Below are 17,725 nucleotides of genomic sequence, written 5' to 3' on the forward strand. Positions count from 1 at the left end.
CAACGATCGGCTCAGACGGCCGGGATCCGGTCGAGCAGCGCGGCGAGCCCGGCCTCGTCGAGCAGGTCGGCGGGCCGCACGGTGACGTTCGCGCTCACGTAGTGGAACGCCGCGCTGACCTGCTCCACCGGCACGCCCGCCAGTTCGGCCCAGGCCAGCCGGTAGGCGGCGAGCTGCACCGACGCGAACCGCGCGTCGTCGCCCGCGGGCGGGCGGCCGGTCTTCCAGTCGACGACCTCGTAGCCGTCCGCGGTGCGGAAGACCGCGTCCATGCGGCCGCGGACGAGCCGGTCCGCGATGATCGTCTCGAACGGCACCTCGATGTCGAGCGGCTCCCGGCCCGCCCACTCCGACTCCTCGAAGCGTTCCTGCAGGTGGGCCAGCTGCGCGTCGTCGGCCGCGCCCTCGTCGGCCGCGCCGGGCAGTTCGTCGGCGTCCAGGAGGCGCTGCTGCCCCCAGCGGCCCTCCAGCCAGGTGTGGAAGGCCGTGCCGCGGCGCGCGTACGGGGCGGGCGGACGCGGCATCGGGCGGCGGATCTGGCGGGCCAGCGCGGCCGGGTCGCGGGCGAGCGACACCAGCGACGACACCGACAGGTGGGCGGGCAGTTCCACCTGGAGGCCGTCGCCGCCACGGCCGCGGTCGCGTTCGGCCAGCAGCAGTTCGACGTCGCGCGCCCAGGCGGTCATGCGGGCCCGGTCAGCGTCCTCCAGGCCGGCGTTCCCGGCCCAGTGCAGGTCGCGGCCGGTCATCGCGTCCTCGACCATCCGGGCGCCCTCGACGATCGCCTCGTAGCGTTCGCGCTCGGAGATGTCGGCACGGCCCCGTTCGCCGGGACCGGCGGGCCAGCGCGCCTCCTCGGCCTCGGCTAGCAGCGGGTTGGGCGTGCCCTCCTCCGGCGGCTCCGCCCAGAGCACGACCTGCCCGGCGGTACCGGACATGCACGTCTCCCGTACCTCCTCCAGGAACGGGGACGGCCCGAGTGGACGGCCCGACGACCCCCACCAGTAGCCGGTGGCGATGAGCAGGCTCGACGCGCGGGTGACGGCGACGTACGCCAGCCGCCGTTCCTCGCGCAGGTCCCGTTCGGCGCAGGCCTGGTCGAACGCGGCCAGGTCGTCCTTCTCCAACCCGAGCAGGGCGGGCAGGTCGGCGCGGTCGCCGCGCAGCATGAACGGCAGGACGCGCGGGTTGGCGGTCCAGCGGGTGGCGTTCTGCGGCGGCGACGGGAAGATCGAGCCCTTGGCGGGGCCGCCGTTCTTCTGCGGGGTGTAGGACAGCCCGGGCACGATGACGACCGGCCATTCGAGGCCCTTGGACGCGTGGACGGTGAGCAGCTTGACGCTGTTGGTCTCGCCGACCCGCCCGGCCTCCAGCCCGAACTCCTCGGTCTCGGCGGCCTTGAGGTAGGCCAGGAACGCGCCCAGCGTCGGGTCTTCGGCGTCCCCGGCGAACGTCGCGGCGGCGTCGATGAACGCGTCGAGGTCGGCCCGCGCGGTGACCGGGTCCAGCCCCGACCGGGCCGCGACCTCGATGTCGAGGCCGAGCGTCCGTTCCACCTCGCTCACCAGGTCGGGCAGCGGCAGGCCGACCTGGGAACGGAGCCCGCGCAGCTCGTCCCGGAGCCGCCGCAGCCGTCCGTACCCCTCGGGCGAGTACGCGTCGGGCGGGCCGAGGTCGTCGAGGGCGTCGACCAGGCTGCCGGTCTCCTGGTTGAGCTCGCTCACGAGCTGCCGCAACGGATCGTCCGCCGCCGACTCCCCCGACTCTCCTGAGGTCGCTTCCTCAGGCGCGGGCTCGTCCGCCGGAGGTTGCCCGGAACGTTCGGGCGGCGTGACGTCCCGGGACGCCTCCTGGGCCAATGACCGCGCGCGGCGCCCCAGCGCGACCAGGTCACGCGGGCCGAGCCGCCAGCGCGGGCCGGTCAGCAGGCGGGCCAGCGACGCGCCGGACGTCGGGTCGTGCATGGCGCGCAGCGTGGCGACGACGTCCTGTACCTCCGGAACGGTGAGCAGCCCGCCGAGCCCCACCACCTCGACCGGGATGCCGCGGCTCTCCAGCGCGCGCCGGATCAGCGGGAACTGCGACCGTTTGCGTGCCAGCACCGCGACATCGGAGTACTGCAGCGGCTCGTCCTGCGGCGCGCCGTCCGGGGAGATCTCCGGGTCGGCCGCCATCAGCCCGGCGATCCGGGCGGCGATGCGTTCGGCCTCGTCCTCGACCGTCTCGAAGAGCGCGCACTCGACACGGCCGCGCCCCTCCCGTCCGGCGCCGGGCACGAGCCTCGGCACGGCCGCCGTCTCGGCCCGCAGCTCGTCCTGGATGCGGGCGGCGGCGTCCAGGATCTGCTCGCCGTTGCGGAAGCTCCGGCTCAGCTGGACGACCGGCGCCGGGGTGGGCTGCCGTCCCGCGATCGGAGCCTGCAACGGAAAGTCGTAGGCGAAGCGCAGCAGGTTGCCCGCGCTCGCCCCGCGCCACCCGTAGATCGACTGGCACGGGTCGCCGACCGCCGTGACCGGATGCCCGCCCGCGAAGAGCGACTTGAGCAGGACGAGCTGGGCCTGGCTGGTGTCCTGGTACTCGTCCAGCAGCACCACCGAGAAGCGCGACCGTTCGATCATCCCGACCTCGGGATGCTTGTAGGCGATGCGCGCGGCCAGCGACATCTGGTCGCCGTGGTCGACCACCTCCCGGTCGGCCTTGGCCTTGGCGTACGCCTCGATGAGCGGCATGAGCTGCTCGCGTACGGCGTGCTTGGCGAGGATGTCGCGCTGCGGTTTGAGGGGCTTCTTCAGGCTCGCGAAGCGTTCGTCCAGCCACGCCCCGACCTTGCGCACGTCATAGCCGGTGCGCAGGTGCTCGGCCAGGTCTCCGGACAGCTCCATGACGGCCTTGGTGACCGTGTCCGGCTGCCAGTCGATCTTGTCCATCGGGCCGCCGTACGAGTCGACGACACGCGAGCAGATCTGCCACGCGACCGCCGGGGAGATGAGCCGCATCGTCGGCTCCAGCGCCTCGCGCAGCGCGTGGTCGCCGAAGAGCCGGGCGGCGTAGGAGTGGTACGTCGACACCATCGGCTCGCCGTCGAAGAGCTGCTCGCCGCCGAGCCGCGCCAGCTCGTCGCCGGGCAGCATCTCCTTGAGCTTGTCGAGCCGCTTGCGCACCCGGATACCGAGCTCGGCGGCGGCCTTACGGGTGAACGTCAGGCCGAGCACGCGTTCGGGCCGCACGAACCCGTTGGCGACCAGCCAGACCACGCGTGCGGCCATGGTCTCGCTCTTGCCCGATCCCGCGCCCGCGATGACCGCCATCGGCGCCAGCGGAGCCTCGATCACGCGAGCCTGTTCCTCGGTCGGTTCGGGGATCTCCAGCAGCCGCGCCAGCTCGGCCGGAGTGATCATGGACCGACCTGCCCCCCTTCCTCATGCACCGGGCAGCAGGACCGTACCGGGCAGGTACGGCACTTGTCGTTCGCGCGGGCCTGGAACACATCGCTCGCCATGCCGGTCGCGACGATCTCGACCAGCTTCTTCGGCCACTCGGGATCGGCGTCCTCGCCCGGCGGCGGCTGCTCCTGCTCGCGCGCCCGGGCGGCGAACGCGGCCTTGCCGACCTGGACCAGCTTGGCGCCGCCCGGCTCGATCAGGCCGTGCCGCTCGAACGCGCCGAGCATCACCGCGTACTGGTAGACGCCGAGCTGCGGGTGCCGGGCCAGGTCGTCCTTGGGCACGGCGGTGGACGAGGTCTTGATGTCGATGATGACCGCGCGCCCGTCGGCGTCGCGCTCGGCCCGGTCGATCCGGCCCTTGATGACGACCCGGCCGAGATCGACCTTGAACGACTCCTCCAGCGCGACGATCTCGTTGGGGTTGTCGCGGTGCCAGGTCAGGAACTTGTCGACCATCGCGGACGCCTGCTCGCGCTGCTTGTCGGAGTACCAGGCGCTGCGGAACTCCAGGTCGTTCCAGATCTCGTCGAGCCGCCGCGCGACGTCCACCTCGGTGACGCCGTCGTCGGCGCCGGCCATCTCGGCCACCGCGTGGATGACCTTGCCCATCGTGCTGTACTCGTTCGGCCCGCCGTCCTGCGCGCCGACCGCCGAGGCCAGCAGCCAGCGCAGCCCGCACGTGGTGAACGCCTCGACCTGCGACGGGGAGATCGTGATCTGCTCGTCGTCGGTGAACGCCGGGCCGGGATCGGACAGCGCCGTGATCGCGTACCAGTTCTCCGGCCTGGCGCCGCGCACACCCGCGCGCGCGAGCCGGGCCAGGTGGCCCGCGGCGGCGCGGCGCAGCGGCCCGGGCCTGGACGGGTCGGCCACCACCGAACGCAGGTCGGCGACCAGCGCGGACATCGACAGCCAGCGGGTCTTCTCGTCGAGCTGCGACTCCTCGATCGCGCCGGGAAGCAGCTCGTTCAGGAACCGCGACGGCCGTTCCTCGCTGTCGTCGCCGCCGACCGCCGTCACGACCAGGCGTTTGCGCGCGCGCGTGGCCGCGACGTAGAACAGCCGCCGTTCCTCGTCCATCATCTTGGCGGCCATGGAGGCCCCGGCGGCGGCGCTCGCCACGCCGTCGGCGCCCGCGCCCTCGGGCTCGCTCCCGGCGGCGTGCTCGATGAGCTCCTCGATGCCGAGCAGCGACCCGCGCAGCCGCAGGTCGGGCCAGACGCCCTCCTGCACGCCCGCGACGATGACCACGTCCCATTCCAGGCCCTTGGACCGGTGGGCGGTCAGGATGCGGACGGCCTCGCCCTGCGGAGCCTGCTCGGCGAGCGTGTCACCGGCGATCTCCTGGGCGGCGATGTTGTCGACGAACAGCTCCGGCCCCGCCTGCGGCAGCCGGTCGACGAAGCGCGCGGCGTGGTCGAACAGCGCCACCACCGCGTCCAGGTCGCGGTCGGCCGCCGCGCCCCGGGTGCCGCCCTTGACGCTCTGCTCCAGCAGCACGTCGGCCTGGCCGCTCTCGCGCCACACCTCCCAGAGCACGTCCTCGGCCGTGCCGCCCCGGTCGGTGACGTCCCGCGCGATCTTGATCAGGCGGGCGACGCGTTCGGCGGGCGCGCGCACCTTCTCGTGCACGAGGGTCAGCTCACGCGGGTCGTGCACCGCCGCGATCATCAGCTCGTTCAGCGGGCGGTCGCCGCCGGAGAGGTCCTCCAGGTCGCGCAGGGCGCGCTTGAGCCGCCGCAGGCCGAGCGCGTCGGCGCCGCCGAGCGGCCCGGTGAGCAGGTCCTCGGCGACGACCTCGTCGAGGAAGCCCTTCTTCAGCGCGGCGCGCAGCAGCACCAGGATCGGCCGGACGGCGGGCTCGGCGATCAGCGGCACCTCGTCGCCCGCCACCACGACGGGCACCCCGGCCTGCGCGAGAGCACGCCGCAGCGCCGGGACCTGCCGGATCGCGCTGCGGACCAGGACCGCCATCCGCGACCACGGCACACCGTCGAGCAGGTGGGCGCGGCGCAGTTCGTCGGCGACCAGGGCCGACTCCTGCGACTCGCTGTCGGCGATGACGGCGTGGACCTCGCCCTCCTCCACGTCCTCCGGGTGGCGGAGGGCGCGGTGCTCGGCCGACAGCGGCCCGGCGGGCAGGCGGCGGGCGATGCGGCGCGAGGCGGCGAGGATCTCCGGACCCATCCGGCGGCAGGTGCGCAGCGCGACCACCGGTGCCGGATCGCCGTCCAGCGTCCGGAACCGGTCGGGGAACCGCAGGATCCCGCGTACGTCGGCCCCCCGGAACCCGTAGATCGACTGGTCGGGGTCACCGACCACGACGAGGTCGCGGCCTTCCCCCGCCAGCCGCTGGAGCAACTCCTCCTGGGCGGGGTCGGTGTCCTGGTACTCGTCCACGAACACGGCGTCGTAGGCGCTGCTCTCGCGAATCCGCACCTCGTCGTCGGCGAGCAGCGACGCCGCTATCTGGATCAGCTCGGCGTAGTCGTACGTAGGCACCGGGTCGATCGCGAACCGCTCGATATAGCGGTCCATGAAGCGCCCGATGGCCGTCCAGTCGTCACGCCCCCGCGTTCGGCCCAGCGCGACGAGGTCCTCGGCGGCGAACCCCCGTTCGGACGCGCGCAGACAGAAATCGCGAAGCTCCTCGGCGAAGCCGCGGGTGCCGAGCGTCTCGTGCAACCGGTGGGGCCAGCCGGGAGCGCCGTCGGCACGTTCGCCCTCCAGCAGGCGCCGCACCTCCAGCAACTGCTCGGGACCCGACAGCAGTCTCGGCGGCGGCTCCTCGTTCAGCACCGCGTCCCTGCGCAGCAGCGCGTAGGCGTAGCTGTGGAAGGTCAGCGCCAGCGGCGTCCGCGTCGTCCGGCGCAGCCGCCCGGTGATCCGCTCACGCAGCTCCCCGGCGGCCTTGCGGCTGAACGTGAGCACCAGCACCCGCTCGGGATCGACGCCGCGATTCTCGATCCGATCGACCACGGCCTCGACGATCGTGGTGGTCTTGCCGGTGCCGGGACCGGCCAGGACCAGCATCGGCCCGCCCGCGTGCTCCACCACGCGCCGCTGCTGCTCGTCGAGCACGGGCGCGACCGCGCGCGCCGGACCGGTGCGGCGGACGAGGCGGTACGAGGCTGGGGAAGCTGGTGGCACAACATTTCATTGGAGCAGATCCACGGGCCGGATCTGACCACATCGGCCGCATGTCGCGGATGTGACGTTCGATACGGCGTTCGATAGAAGCGTCTGACGAGCAAAGAGAGCACTCAGTTCCCGTCCCAGCGGGCCTGACGCATGTCCACGCGACGCCCGTCCGGCCGGACGGGCGTCCCCTCCACGCGATACTCCTCGAACGCCCGCACCTCGTGCCCCTGCGCGGGCCGCCCGTCGGCCCGGACGACACGCCACCAGGGCACGCCGCCACCGTAGAGCGACATGACCCGTCCCACCTGGCGCGGCCCGCCGACCCCGACCAGCTCGGCGATGTCCCCGTACGACATGACCTGCCCGGCCGGAATCCGCTCGACCGCGTCCAGCACCATCTCCGCATATTCGTCAGGCTCGGGTCGCATCCCCAGATTCTCGCCGCAGCAAGACCCGGATCGCCACTCCGGCCAACACCAGCCCCGCCAGCACCAGCCCGCCGAATCCACCCAGCCAGGCCAGGTTGTAAGGCACGGCCCTGACCTTCCCAGGCCTGTCCCCTCCGAAGTACGCCCCATCGGCCACCGCCGGCTCACCGGCGATCTTGACGGGCTCCTTCGAGATCCGCCGCGCCTCCTTGAGCGCCCCCGCCGGATTCACGATCCCGAACCCCAGCTCAGCGTCATACCGCCCCTTCCCCTTGGGATGCCGCGCCGACATGGCCAGCGCCTCACCCACCTGCGCGGGAGTGAGCTTCGGATACTCGGCTTTGACCAGGGCGGCGGCAGCGGTCACCCAGGCCAGCGGAGGACCGCCTCCCCAGAAGAGCCACGGCTTGTTGCCGGGTGCGAGCGCCGGATGCTTGGTCCCCGGTGCGGACACCGTGATGCTGCTGCTGGCAGCGGTGTACTCCTTGTATCGCCGGACCTTTTCATCGAGTACCCCGACACCGATGACGCCCGGCGCGTTCCCGGGATACCGCTCCTCGGCGGCATCGTCAGAGGTGGACGCGACCACGACCGCGTTCTTGCTGTGCGCATACGCGACGGCGGCACGGACCCGGCCACGCGGATCAGAGGAATACGGCCACACAGCGATCACATCGGCGTCCTCGTCGACGGCATAGCGGATGCCCTTCGCGAGGACGTCCCAGTCGGCCTTCCGCTCCCAGGACTCGTATCCAGGATCGCCCGATTCGGCGTTGACCCGTACGGGCAGGAGCTTCGCCCTCGGAGCCAGCCCGATACCGGACGTGAGGTCGGCCCCGTCCCCTGCGATCCAGCCCGCGATGAGCGTGCTGTAGTAGCGCTGGGGCCGCGGCGTACCGACGAAGTCCTTCTCTTTCTCCAGCGCGCCACGCAGCGTCCGGACATCGCGTGCGACACCACTGCCGAGCAGCGCCACCTTGACACCCTCGCCCCGGGTGATCCTGTGGGCGTCCCGGTAGTCGCGGCCGAGCCGCCTGCCCCACTCGTACGATTCCGGGTTCGCGTGTGCGGGCGTGGTCACCGGCGGCATGGCGAGGGCCACGAGGGCTCCGGCGAGCACCCATGGCGGTACGGCGGGTCAGCATTGGACCTCCTGGCGCCTGCAGGGAGCCTCCGTGTCACCGAAGTTGCGCATCACCCTGCCCAGCGCCGTGTCGGCGAACTGGAACGTCTCGGCCATGTGCGCCGACTTCACCCGGTCGCGCGCGACCAGCCAGCCGCTCGACCTGAAGAACAGATACGGGGTGTCATTGCCCGTTTCATGGAACTGCCGGCGGTTGCCGTCACCGAAACCTGCCGCGACGGTTCCCCGTACCGGCAGCGTCCGCACTCCGGCCTTCTCGTCCTCGGCGCCGATCGCGGTGTCGGCCCGGGTCGCCGCGTCGGTGCCGGGCATCACCGCGATCCCCAGCGTGGTGGCCATGGTGCCGCTGGCGTCCACGTAGGTGGCCCTGAGCGCGGTGCGGCAACCGTGCTTGACGAGAATGTCAGCGATCTTGCGGTCGAACGCCTCCGCGCAGCCGGCCGGAGGCGCGACGGCCGCACGGCGGATCGCCTGGAGCGGGTCGACCGTGGTCACCGCCGAGTAATTCACCACGCTCACAGTGACGTCGAGCGTCGGCGGGAAGATGGCGGCGACCTTGAGGTTCTGCCAGCGGGTGGCGATCTCCTTGGCGCCCGCCTGCTTGATCTCTTTGCTGGTCGGCTCGCGCTTGAGGTCGGCGACGATCGCGATCGTGCCGCCGGTGGCGGCGGCGACGCCGAGCAGCGCCAGGACGAGGGCCGGGAGTCGGCGGCGTCGGGTTCTGGGTGTTTCGGACACGGGGTCCGATTTAATTGACGGTTCGTCTCATTATGATCGCGGGTCGGCGTCGCTTTGGGGGCGGCGAAGGGCTATGACCAGCGCGAAGACCAGGAGGGCCAGGGCGAGGACGATGCTGACGGCGGACGTGACGACCAGGCGGCCGTCGCGGTGGACCACGCGGATCGGTCCCGTGTCACCGTCGCCGAAGCGCTGGGCGGCGGGCAGGCCGAGGCCGACGCGGCGGGCGGCGGCCAGGCGGTCGGACTCGGTGACGGCGGCGTGCGCGTCGATGGCGCCGAACCCGACGCCGAGGTCGTAGCCGCCGGACGGGCGGTGCCGGGTGCCCGTCACGATCGCCTGGGTGACCAGGGCGGGTGCCAGGCCCGGGTGGCGGGAGCGGATCAGCGCGGCGACGCCGGAGACGAACGCGGTGGCGGGACTGGTGCCGTCGCCGATCCAGTACTGGTCGCCCGGTCCGGCGCCGATGATGCGCACGCCGGGGGCGGAGACGACGACCGAGGAGTTGCGGTTGGAGAAGCCCGCGTGCGCGCCGTTCTCGTCGACGGCGGCGACGGAGATGACGCCCGGGAACGAGGCGGGATAGGAGAACGGGGCGTGGCCGGAGCGGCGGGCCTTCTCGGTGGCGCCCGCGTTGCCCGCGGCGGCCACGACGACCACGTTCCTGCTGAGCGCGTAGGCGACGGCCTCACGTTCGGCCTTGGTGGCGGAGGAACGGCCGAGCGAGAGGTTCACCACGTCGGCGCCGTTGTCGACGGCGTAGCGGATGCCGCGCGCGATCGTGTCCTCGTAGCGCTCGTCGTTGATGAACGAGGCGAACCCGGGCTCGTCGTTCTCCACGATCACGCGGAGAGCCAGCAGGCGGGCCTGGGGCGCGACGCCCAGCATGCCGTCCGCGGCTCCCGGGCCGTGACCGTGGCCCGCGATGATCGACGCCATGTTGGTGCCATGGAGGCGTTTGGGTTCGACGCCGGGCGGGTTGGCGCCCTCGGTGTAGTCGGGCCCGACGGTGACCGAGCCGGTCAGGTCGGACTGGGCCGGGTCCACGCCCGAGTCGAGGACGGCGACCGTGGCCCCGGAGCCCTTGGAGAGCTCCCAGGCTCGGGGGACGTTCATCGCCTCCATCACCGGCGCCGTCTGGTCACGGATCTCGTCGGACCGGGCGGGGGCTCCGGGGAGGGCGACGAGGGCCGCCACGGCGGTGGCCACGAGATACCTCAGCATGCGAAGGCCTGGGAGTCGCAGTCGACCGGGGCCGGGGCGGCGAGCGGGTTCAGGACCGCGACGGCGAGTTGCGGGGCCAGGGCGAACAGGTCGTCCTGGCGCTTGGCGCCGCGTATGACAGGCCTGCCGTCCACGTAGCCGACGGTGGCCGCGACCACGTACGGGCCGCGCTGCCGTACGGCGGCGGTCTGCCGGGCGGCGTCGCCGAAGCGTGCGACGACCGAACCCGGGAACGGCAACGCGCGCAGGCCAGGTCGCGGCGCGCGCGCCGGGAAGGCGGTGGCGGCCGTACGGGCCGTCTTGTCGTCCGGGAAGACGGCGACGCCGACCGTGACGGCAAGTCCCTGCGGCTCGTCGAGATAGACGGCGCGCAGCACGGCCCGGCACCCGTGCTTCTTGAGCGGCGCGTCGAGCTGCTGGTCCACAGCGGTCTCGCAGCGGGTGTCCGGGGAGATCCCGACGCGGTGGGCGGTCTCGTCGCCGCCGACGTCCAAGGTGTAACCGAGCTCCTCGGGAAAGATCCGGCCCGACGGCCACGTCACGTAGCGGCGGGAGACCTCCTCGTCGGCGGCGGTGCGGAGCTCGGCGGGCGTCGGCTCCCGGGTGAGCTCACCGGCCAGCCGCACGGCCATCGGGACGAGGACCGCGAGGCCGCACACGGCGACCAGCGCGGCGACCGCCGACCGGATCGGCAGGCGTGCCATGCCACCGGACCCAGGCTCCTCCGGTTCCGGTTCGAGGTCCGGGGGTGAGATCTCCGCGCGCACGGAGCGGAGCGTAGCTGAGAAACCCCTCAGTAAGAATGGCCCTGGCCACCGGGACCATAAGGATGTCGGGGCGGGACGATCTCGTGCGGCGCCGGCGTCGCCGCCAGGACCGGCGCGGGCGGGCGCGGGTTGCGGCGGGCCAGCGCCACCGCGATGACCACGGCCGCCGCCGCGCCCCCCGTACCGAGGACGATGATCCCGATGATGACCGGGCGGAGCCAGGCCGGACGCTCGATGATCGCCACCGGCCCCGGGGGCGGTCCTTCCGCGAACCGCCGGCCGGCCGCCTTGCCCGCCTGGCCGGCGCGCGGCGCGGCGAGGGCGGCGGCGGCGGCCAGCGCGCGGGCCGCGTTCACCTCGCCGAAGCCCAGCTCCGGGTTGTACTTGCCGGACGGACCGTTCCTGGCGCTGACGACCAGCGCCTGGGAGACCAGCGCGGGCGGCAGGTCGGGATGCTTCGCCCGGATCAGCGCCGCGATGCCGGACACGATCGCGCTGGCCTGGCTCGTCCCGCCGCCCATGCCGTACTCACCGCCGGGCGCGGCGTAGACGATCTCGTCTCCGGGCGCGCCGACGACGACCGAGTAGTTGCGGTTGGAGAACCTGGCGCGCTCGTGCCCGGGCGTGGTGGCGGCCACCGCGATCACGCCGGGATAGGAGGCCGGGTAGGAGTACGGCGCGAAGCCGTCCTTGTCGAGCCTGCGCTTGCGGTCGCCGTCGTTGCCGGCCGCCGCGATCACCACGACGCCCTTCTTGATGGCGTAGCCGATGGCCTCGCGTTCGTTGCGTTCCTCGTTGTACTGGCCGAGGGACAGGTTGATGACGTCGGCGCCATGGTCGGCCGCGTACCGGATGCCCTCGGCGACACCGTCGCCCTCGCCGTCGGACTTGTAGCGCCGGTAACTGGCGTCCTCCGGCTCGGCGATGGCGCGGATCGCCAGCACGCGGGCCTTCGGCGCGATCCCGATGACTCCGGAGTCGCCGCCCGGACCGTGACCGTGCCCGGCGATGAGCGCGGCCATCGCGGTGCCGTGCTCGCGCTTGGGCCGCGTGCCGCGGTCGACGTCGGCCAGCATGTTGGGGCCCGTGGTGACCGAGCCCTTCAGGTCGGGCTGGTTCGCGTCGGTCCCGGAGTCCACGACCGCCACGGTCACGCCTTCGCCGCGGGTCTGCTTCCACGCGGCGGGCACGGAGAGCGTCTCCAGGACGGGGAGCTGCGCCTCGCGGACCGCGTCCGCCCGCGCGGGAGCGGGCGCGAGCAGGGGCGCGGCGCCGATCGTCAGCGCGAGCAGCGCCGCCGCGGCCCGCCGGGACGGCGTCACCGCGGCCCGCCGGGCGCCCATCGACCCCATCAGCACCTCCACTCGCCGCCGGAGCAGTCCGGCAGCGCCTGCTGGGACAGCGCCCTGGCGACCTGGCGCCCGAGCTGCGGAGCAGACTCGAACGGCAGGCCGGGCCGCACTTTGCTGATCGCGGACGCGGGACGTCCGTCGGACTGGCCCGACGTGGTCAGCACCACGTACGGGCCGCCGCGGTCGGAGGTCCGGTCCTGCCTGGCGGCGTCGTTGAACCGGGCGCCCGCCGTGCCGGGGAACGCGGCGGCGCGCAGCGCGGGCCGCACCCCCAGCGAGCGTTTGGCGTCGACCGGCGTCGACGCCGGGATCTCCTTGTAAGCGCGGTCGGCCGCCCACGGGTCGGCGAAGACCACCACGCCCACCGTGATGACGACGCCCTGCATCTGGTCGGCGTACGTGGCGCGCAGGACGGCGCGGCAGCCGTGCTTGCGCAGGATCGCGCCGAGCTCGGCGTCCACGGCGGGTTCGCAGTCGGTGCCGGGGACGATGCCGAGGCGCCCCGCGAACTCGCTGTGACCGCCGTGGGTGGTGGCGTACGAGAGCCGCTCCGGGAAGATCCGCCCGGCGGGCCAGGCCTGCCAGCGCCGGGCCACCTCGGCGGCGGCGGCACGTTTGAGCTCGGCGTTCGTGGGCTCGCGGTTGAGGTTGACCCAGGCGCCGGTGAGGGCCGCCGCGGTCACCACGAGGTAGACGCAGCCCAGCACGATGGCGACGACCATCCACTGCCGGGCGCGCAGGCCGAGCACGACGCCGGGACGGCGCGCCGGATTCACCGGTGGGCCCGGCTGGACCGGCGGCTGGTGGGAGGGGGGCAGGAACGCCACAACCGACAAGGTTATCGGTGGATCGCTACATTCCGCCCGTCACCGGACAGGAACGACGAACCCCCTGGCTCCGGGCCGCCGGGAGACGCGGCCTGACGTTCGGGAATGCGGCGCGGCATGGCAAGGTTGTGGGCTGGAGGACGACGTTGTCCCGCCCCGTACCCTCAGAGCCCGTAAGAGCACAGCGTCAGCACAGGAGCACTCACCGTGTCGTTGCCACCTCTGGTCGAGCCCGCAGCGGAGCTCACCCGTGACGAGGTCAATCGTTACTCGCGACACCTGATCATCCCCGACGTCGGGATGGCCGGGCAGAAGCGCCTCAAGAACGCCAAGGTCCTGTGCGTCGGCGCGGGCGGCCTGGGCTCCCCCGCCCTCATGTACCTCGCCGCCGCGGGCGTGGGCACCCTCGGCGTCATCGACTTCGACGTGGTCGACGAGTCCAACCTGCAGCGGCAGATCATCCACCGGCAGTCGACGCTCGGCAAGCCCAAGGCCGAGTCCGCCGCCGAGACGGTGCGCGAGATCAACCCGTTGATCGACGTCCGGGTGCACAACACCTCGCTCGACCGCGACAACGTGATGGAGATCTTCTCCCAGTACGACCTGATCGTCGACGGCACCGACAACTTCGCCACCCGCTACATGGTCAACGACGCGGCGGTGCTGCTCGGCAAGCCGTACGTGTGGGGCTCGATCTACCGCTTCGACGGCCAAGCGTCGGTGTTCTGGGCCGAGCACGGGCCGTGCTACCGCTGCCTCTACCCCGAGCCCCCGCCGCCCGGCATGGTGCCGTCCTGCGCGGAGGGCGGCGTGCTCGGCGTGCTGTGCGCCTCCATCGGCTCCATCCAGGTGAACGAGGCCATCAAGCTGATCGCGGGCATCGGCGAGCCGCTGGTCGGGCGTCTGACGATCTACGACGCCCTGGAGATGAGCTACCGCAACGTCAAGGTCCGCAAGGACCCCGAGTGCCCGCTCTGCGGCAAGAACCCGACGCAGACCGAGCTCCTGGAGGACTACGAGGCGTTCTGCGGCGCGGTCTCCGACGAGGCCGCCGAGGCCGCCAAGGGCTCCACCATCTCGGTGCACGACCTGAAGGCCATGCAGGACCGCGGCGACGACATCTTCCTGGTGGACGTGCGCGAGCCCAACGAGTACGAGATCGTCTCGATCCCGGGCGCGACGCTGATCCCCAAGGGCGAGTTCCTCAACGGCTCCGCGCTGGAGAGGCTCCCCCAGGAGAAGAAGATCGTCCTGCACTGCAAGTCCGGCGTGCGTTCCGCCGAGGCGCTCGCGGTCGTCAAGAGCGCGGGCTTCGCCGACGCCGTGCACGTCGGCGGCGGCGTGGTCGCCTGGGTCAACCAGATCGACCCGAGCCTCCCGCAGTACTGACCAGCACCGCCAGCCTGATGCGGTTCGGGCATCCCGTCTTCCGCATCAGGCTGGCGACGTGCGTCTTCACCGTCGTGACACCGACGTGCAGGCGTTCGGCGATCTCCCCGTTCGACAGCCCCTCGCCAACGAGCCGGAGCACCTCTTCCTCCCGCGCCGTGAGCCCCTCCAGCCGCGGCGCCGCCCGCGGCGCTTCCACCGCCCGCGCCCGCACGGCCTGATCCACGAGCCGTGCCAGCACCCGCGGGCTGTACGGGGACTCTCCCGCCGCCGCCATGCGGACGGCACGCAACAGCTCCGGCGGCGGCGCGTCCTTGACCATGAAGCCGAACGCCCCGGCCGCCAGCGCCGGATAGAGATGGTCGTCGTCGTCGAACGTCGTCAGAACGACCACCCGAGCCGCCGGACGCGCACCAACGATGCGCCGCGTGGCCGTAATGCCGTCCACGCCCGGCATGCGCAGATCCATCAAAATGACGTCGGGGCTGAGCTCCTCGGCCAGCCGTACCGCGTCCCGCCCGTTCCCCGCCTCCCCCACGACCTCCACGTCAGGCGCCGACTCGCACAACATCCGCAGCCCCATCCGAACGAGCTGCTGGTCGTCAACCACCAAAACCCGATTCACGCAGCCCCCTCGCCTAGCGGCTCGGGAGCCGCGTGTGCGGAAGCCTCCAGGCCCGCGTGTGTGGACGCCTCGGGGTCCGCGTGTGCGGAAGCCTCCAGGCCCGCGTGTGTGAACGGCTCGGGAGCCGCGTGTGCGGAAGCCTCCAGGCCCGCGTGTGTGGACGCCTCGGGAGCCGCGTGTGCGGAAGCCTCCAGGCCCGCGTGTGTGAACGCCTCGGGAGCCGCGTGTGTGGACGGCTCGGTGACTGGGAGTTCGGCGTGGAGGTGCCAGCCTTGGCCGTCGGTGCGCGGGCCTGCGATCAGGTGGCCGCCTAGCAGTTCCACTCGTTCGGTCATGCCGATCAGGCCGTGGCCCGGTGCGGCCTCCGGTCGTGTCCGGCCGTCGTCGACGATCTCCAGTCGGACGGAGGCGTCCGTGACGTGCACCGAGAAGCGTGCGCCCGTGCCCGGTCCCGCGTGCTTGGCCACGTTCGCCAGGCCCTCCTGGGCGAGTCGCAGGATGGTGAGGCGGCGGACGGCGTCGAGCTCGGCCACCGCCGGGTCGATCTCGTCGGTGAGTCTTAGTCCGGCTTGAACGCCGCGTTCGACCACGCCGCGCAAGGCCTCGGGCAGGGCCGACCGTTCGACGAGCGACACGCCGGGATCGACGAGGGCGGGGTCGCGCAGCACGGCGACCAGGTCGCGCAGGTCGGCGAGGGCGGCCGTGCCGGAGTCGTGCAGGTCGCCGAGGACCTCGGCGACGCGCGGGTCCCCGCCCGGCAGCACGTGCCGGGCGACGCCGGCCCTGAGCACCATCGACGAGATGTGGTGCGCCACGAGGTCGTGCAGCTCGCGGGCGATCGCGGCGCGTTCGGCCGCCCGCACCCGTTCCCGCTCGCGCAGGGCCTTCTCCCGGACGAGCCGCACGTACGCGCCGAGCAGCAGCGGGAACCCGGCCAGGATCGCGAGGCGGTAGAGGGTCTGCGCCCAGGTCGCGCCGTCCAGGGCGTGCACGAGCAGGAGCCCGACGGTCACCGCGGAGCCGACGAGCACGCCGCGTGCGGACGAGCGCAGCGCCAGTTCGAACAGGGCGACGGCGATCATTGCCTTGAGCGTGATGCTGACGTCCGCGTCCATCCGGTCACCGGCGAGTACCAGCACGGGCAGGACGACGGTCGCCGCGACCGGGGCCACGCATCCGGCCAGGCAGACCGCGAGCCCGGTGAGAGCCAGCGCCCAGCCGGTGGCGTCCTCGGGCCGGTGAAGCAACCGCAGGTCGCCGAGAGCGATCGCGGCCAGGACGATGAAGCGGACCGGTGCGGAACCACTGTCGAAGACCCGCTCCATCCACCGCGCCACCACGTCTCGATCGTAGGGCGGCGTCCTGCCCGCCGTCTCCTCCGGTCGGAGGAGGCGGCTCCTCCGAGTGGCCGCGAAAAAGGGCTTCCCGCAGGAGCCGCCGGGCCCCGAGCGAGGCGCAGGGTGTCGGCCATGGAAGCACTGCGCATCGCACTCCTCGTCTGCCATCTCGCCGTCCTGGCGATCCTGCTGGGCGCGTTCGTCGCACGTCTCGTGACCGCCCGCGCGGCCACCGGCGTCATGGCCGGGGCAGCCGGCGGGCTCCTGGGCACGGGCATCCTGCTGATCGCCGTCCGCGCGGCGGACGACCTCGGCACCAACGGGCCGAAGGTCGGCGTCAAGCTGGCCGTGGCGGTGGCGGTCTTCGGCTGTGCGCTCGCCGCGTACCGCCGCGCGGGCGGACTGGTGCCGGCCTCCCAGCGGAACGCGGCGCAGCGCATCGCCGTGCGGGAGAGCGCGGCGGCCACGGGCACCGGGCTCGTCTACACGACCGGGGTGCTCGCCATCGTGAACGCCGCGGTCGCCGTGGCCTGGAACTGACGTGCGGTCAGCGGGGCGGGGAGTACTCCAGGCCGAGCCCCTGGCCGATCTCGATCATGGTGAGCTCGAAGATCGGCTCGGGATCGTCCAGCGCGAAGTCGAGGTGGCCGAAGACCTCCAGGCTGACGCCGCCTTGGAGCCGGACCCAGCACTGCAGGAACTGCTGGATGACTCCGAGCGGCAGGTCGACGGCGAGCGCCTCGTCCCGGTAGCGCCGCAACTGCTCGCGCAGTCCTGGATCGATCTCCTCGTCGGGCGGGACCGGGAACCTGCGCTTGTGCCACAGCTCCAGGAACAGCGCGAGGAACGTCCGGCCGAACCGCCGCGCGCACTCCTCGGCGAAGTCCGCCTGCTCCTTGTGGCCGAAGCCGGGCAGCGGCGCCCCGAACAGCAGCGCGTACTCGCGCCGGTGCCCCAGTGACCAGCGCCGGAAGCAGCGGGAGGCCGCCAGGAACTTCCCGCTCAGGTCGCCGTCCGGGACGGTCTTGATGTCCCTGTGCAGCTCCTCGGTGAGCTCGGTGAAGATGTCGCCCACCAGGTGCCGGAGCAGCTCGCCGTGACTGTCGAAGTAGCGGTAGAGCGCCGGCGCCGTCATACCCATGTCACGGGCGATCGCGCGCAGCGTGACGGCCTCGGGGCCCTGGTCGACCAGGATCCGCCGGGCCGTCTCGGAGATCTCCCGCATGGTCGCCGCGCGCAGCCGGTCGCGCCGTGACTCCACCACCGTGCGAGCTCCTTTCCTCACCCGACGCGTGTCTCCGCATGATT

Annotated in this window: 14 protein-coding genes; 2 read left to right on the forward strand and 12 right to left on the reverse strand. The window is 72.6% G+C overall.

All coding sequences use genetic code 11. The features are described 5' to 3' along the window. Positions 1-11: 11 nt before the first annotated feature. The 9 genes from ABD333_RS20130 to ABD333_RS20170 all read right to left on the reverse strand — a co-directional run bounded on the left by ABD333_RS20130 (position 12) and on the right by ABD333_RS20170 (position 13,066). The gene (locus ABD333_RS20130) at positions 12-3,398 is read right to left on the reverse strand and encodes an ATP-dependent helicase (RefSeq protein WP_344543037.1); all 3,387 of its coding nucleotides are present in this window, start codon (positions 3,396-3,398) and stop codon (positions 12-14) included. Further along, positions 3,395-6,526, reverse strand: a complete 3,132-nt coding sequence (locus tag ABD333_RS20135) for an ATP-dependent helicase (protein ID WP_344543743.1) — start codon at positions 6,524-6,526, stop codon at positions 3,395-3,397. Before ABD333_RS20135 ends, ABD333_RS20130 begins: the two co-directional genes overlap by 4 nt. 182 nt (positions 6,527-6,708) lie before the next feature. Continuing rightward, positions 6,709-7,014 carry an MGMT family protein gene (locus ABD333_RS20140; protein WP_344543039.1) on the reverse strand — a complete coding sequence of 102 codons (306 nt, stop codon included), beginning with the start codon at positions 7,012-7,014 and terminating at the stop codon, positions 6,709-6,711. Beyond that, positions 6,998-8,116 (reverse strand): S8 family peptidase, encoded by a 1,119-nt coding sequence (locus ABD333_RS20145; RefSeq protein WP_344543041.1) that lies wholly within the window; start codon positions 8,114-8,116, stop codon positions 6,998-7,000. Before ABD333_RS20145 ends, ABD333_RS20140 begins: the two co-directional genes overlap by 17 nt. 36 nt (positions 8,117-8,152) lie before the next feature. After that, positions 8,153-8,896 carry a hypothetical protein gene (locus tag ABD333_RS20150; RefSeq protein WP_344543043.1) on the reverse strand — a complete coding sequence of 248 codons (744 nt, stop codon included), beginning with the start codon at positions 8,894-8,896 and terminating at the stop codon, positions 8,153-8,155. Positions 8,897-8,926: 30 nt separating this feature from the next. Further along, positions 8,927-10,120 (reverse strand): S8 family serine peptidase, encoded by a 1,194-nt coding sequence (locus tag ABD333_RS20155; protein WP_344543045.1) that lies wholly within the window; start codon positions 10,118-10,120, stop codon positions 8,927-8,929. Beyond that, positions 10,114-10,887 carry a hypothetical protein gene (locus tag ABD333_RS20160; protein ID WP_344543047.1) on the reverse strand — a complete coding sequence of 258 codons (774 nt, stop codon included), beginning with the start codon at positions 10,885-10,887 and terminating at the stop codon, positions 10,114-10,116. The genes ABD333_RS20155 and ABD333_RS20160 overlap by 7 nt, the downstream gene beginning before the upstream one ends. A 26-nt stretch (positions 10,888-10,913) precedes the next feature. Beyond that, positions 10,914-12,239 (reverse strand): S8 family peptidase, encoded by a 1,326-nt coding sequence (locus tag ABD333_RS20165; RefSeq protein ID WP_344543049.1) that lies wholly within the window; start codon positions 12,237-12,239, stop codon positions 10,914-10,916. Then, positions 12,239-13,066, reverse strand: a complete 828-nt coding sequence (locus ABD333_RS20170) for a hypothetical protein (RefSeq protein ID WP_344543051.1) — start codon at positions 13,064-13,066, stop codon at positions 12,239-12,241. The genes ABD333_RS20165 and ABD333_RS20170 overlap by 1 nt, the downstream gene beginning before the upstream one ends. Positions 13,067-13,273: 207 nt before the next feature. Here ABD333_RS20170 and moeZ point away from each other — a divergent pair, with 207 nt between their 5' ends. Then, positions 13,274-14,455, forward strand: a complete 1,182-nt coding sequence (gene moeZ / locus ABD333_RS20175; protein WP_344543053.1) for an adenylyltransferase/sulfurtransferase MoeZ — start codon at positions 13,274-13,276, stop codon at positions 14,453-14,455. Here moeZ and ABD333_RS20180 read toward each other — a convergent pair. Beyond that, positions 14,421-15,080 carry a response regulator gene (locus tag ABD333_RS20180; protein WP_344543055.1) on the reverse strand — a complete coding sequence of 220 codons (660 nt, stop codon included), beginning with the start codon at positions 15,078-15,080 and terminating at the stop codon, positions 14,421-14,423. The genes moeZ and ABD333_RS20180 overlap by 35 nt on opposite strands. Beyond that, a complete protein-coding gene (locus ABD333_RS20185; RefSeq protein WP_344543057.1) occupies positions 15,077-16,420 on the reverse strand; it encodes a sensor histidine kinase in 1,344 nt (447 codons plus the stop codon). Before ABD333_RS20185 ends, ABD333_RS20180 begins: the two co-directional genes overlap by 4 nt. 129 nt (positions 16,421-16,549) lie before the next feature. On the opposite strand from ABD333_RS20185, the gene ABD333_RS20190 reads away from it, so the two are divergent. Next, positions 16,550-16,957 (forward strand): hypothetical protein, encoded by a 408-nt coding sequence (locus ABD333_RS20190; RefSeq protein WP_344543059.1) that lies wholly within the window; start codon positions 16,550-16,552, stop codon positions 16,955-16,957. 7 nt (positions 16,958-16,964) lie between these two features. On the opposite strand, the gene ABD333_RS20195 is transcribed toward ABD333_RS20190, so the two are convergent. Beyond that, entirely contained in the window at positions 16,965-17,681 is a 717-nt protein-coding gene (locus tag ABD333_RS20195) for a TetR/AcrR family transcriptional regulator (protein WP_344543061.1), read from the reverse strand. Positions 17,682-17,725: the final 44 nt, after the last annotated feature.

This window comes from Actinomadura fulvescens (assembly GCF_039533225.1).
In the GTDB taxonomy this organism is placed as follows: domain Bacteria; phylum Actinomycetota; class Actinomycetes; order Streptosporangiales; family Streptosporangiaceae; genus Spirillospora; species Spirillospora fulvescens.

What these genes read in the sequence shown, in the direction of transcription:
- ABD333_RS20130 (WP_344543037.1), bottom strand. Translation starts at nt 3,398, where the DNA reads ATGATCACTCCGGCCGAGCTGGCGCGGCTGCTGGAGATCCCCGAACCG.
- ABD333_RS20140 (WP_344543039.1), bottom strand. Translation starts at nt 7,014, where the DNA reads ATGCGACCCGAGCCTGACGAATATGCGGAGATGGTGCTGGACGCGGTC.
- ABD333_RS20155 (WP_344543045.1), bottom strand. Translation starts at nt 10,120, where the DNA reads ATGCTGAGGTATCTCGTGGCCACCGCCGTGGCGGCCCTCGTCGCCCTC.
- ABD333_RS20165 (WP_344543049.1), bottom strand. Translation starts at nt 12,239, where the DNA reads ATGGGGTCGATGGGCGCCCGGCGGGCCGCGGTGACGCCGTCCCGGCGG.
- ABD333_RS20190 (WP_344543059.1), top strand. Translation starts at nt 16,550, where the DNA reads ATGGAAGCACTGCGCATCGCACTCCTCGTCTGCCATCTCGCCGTCCTG.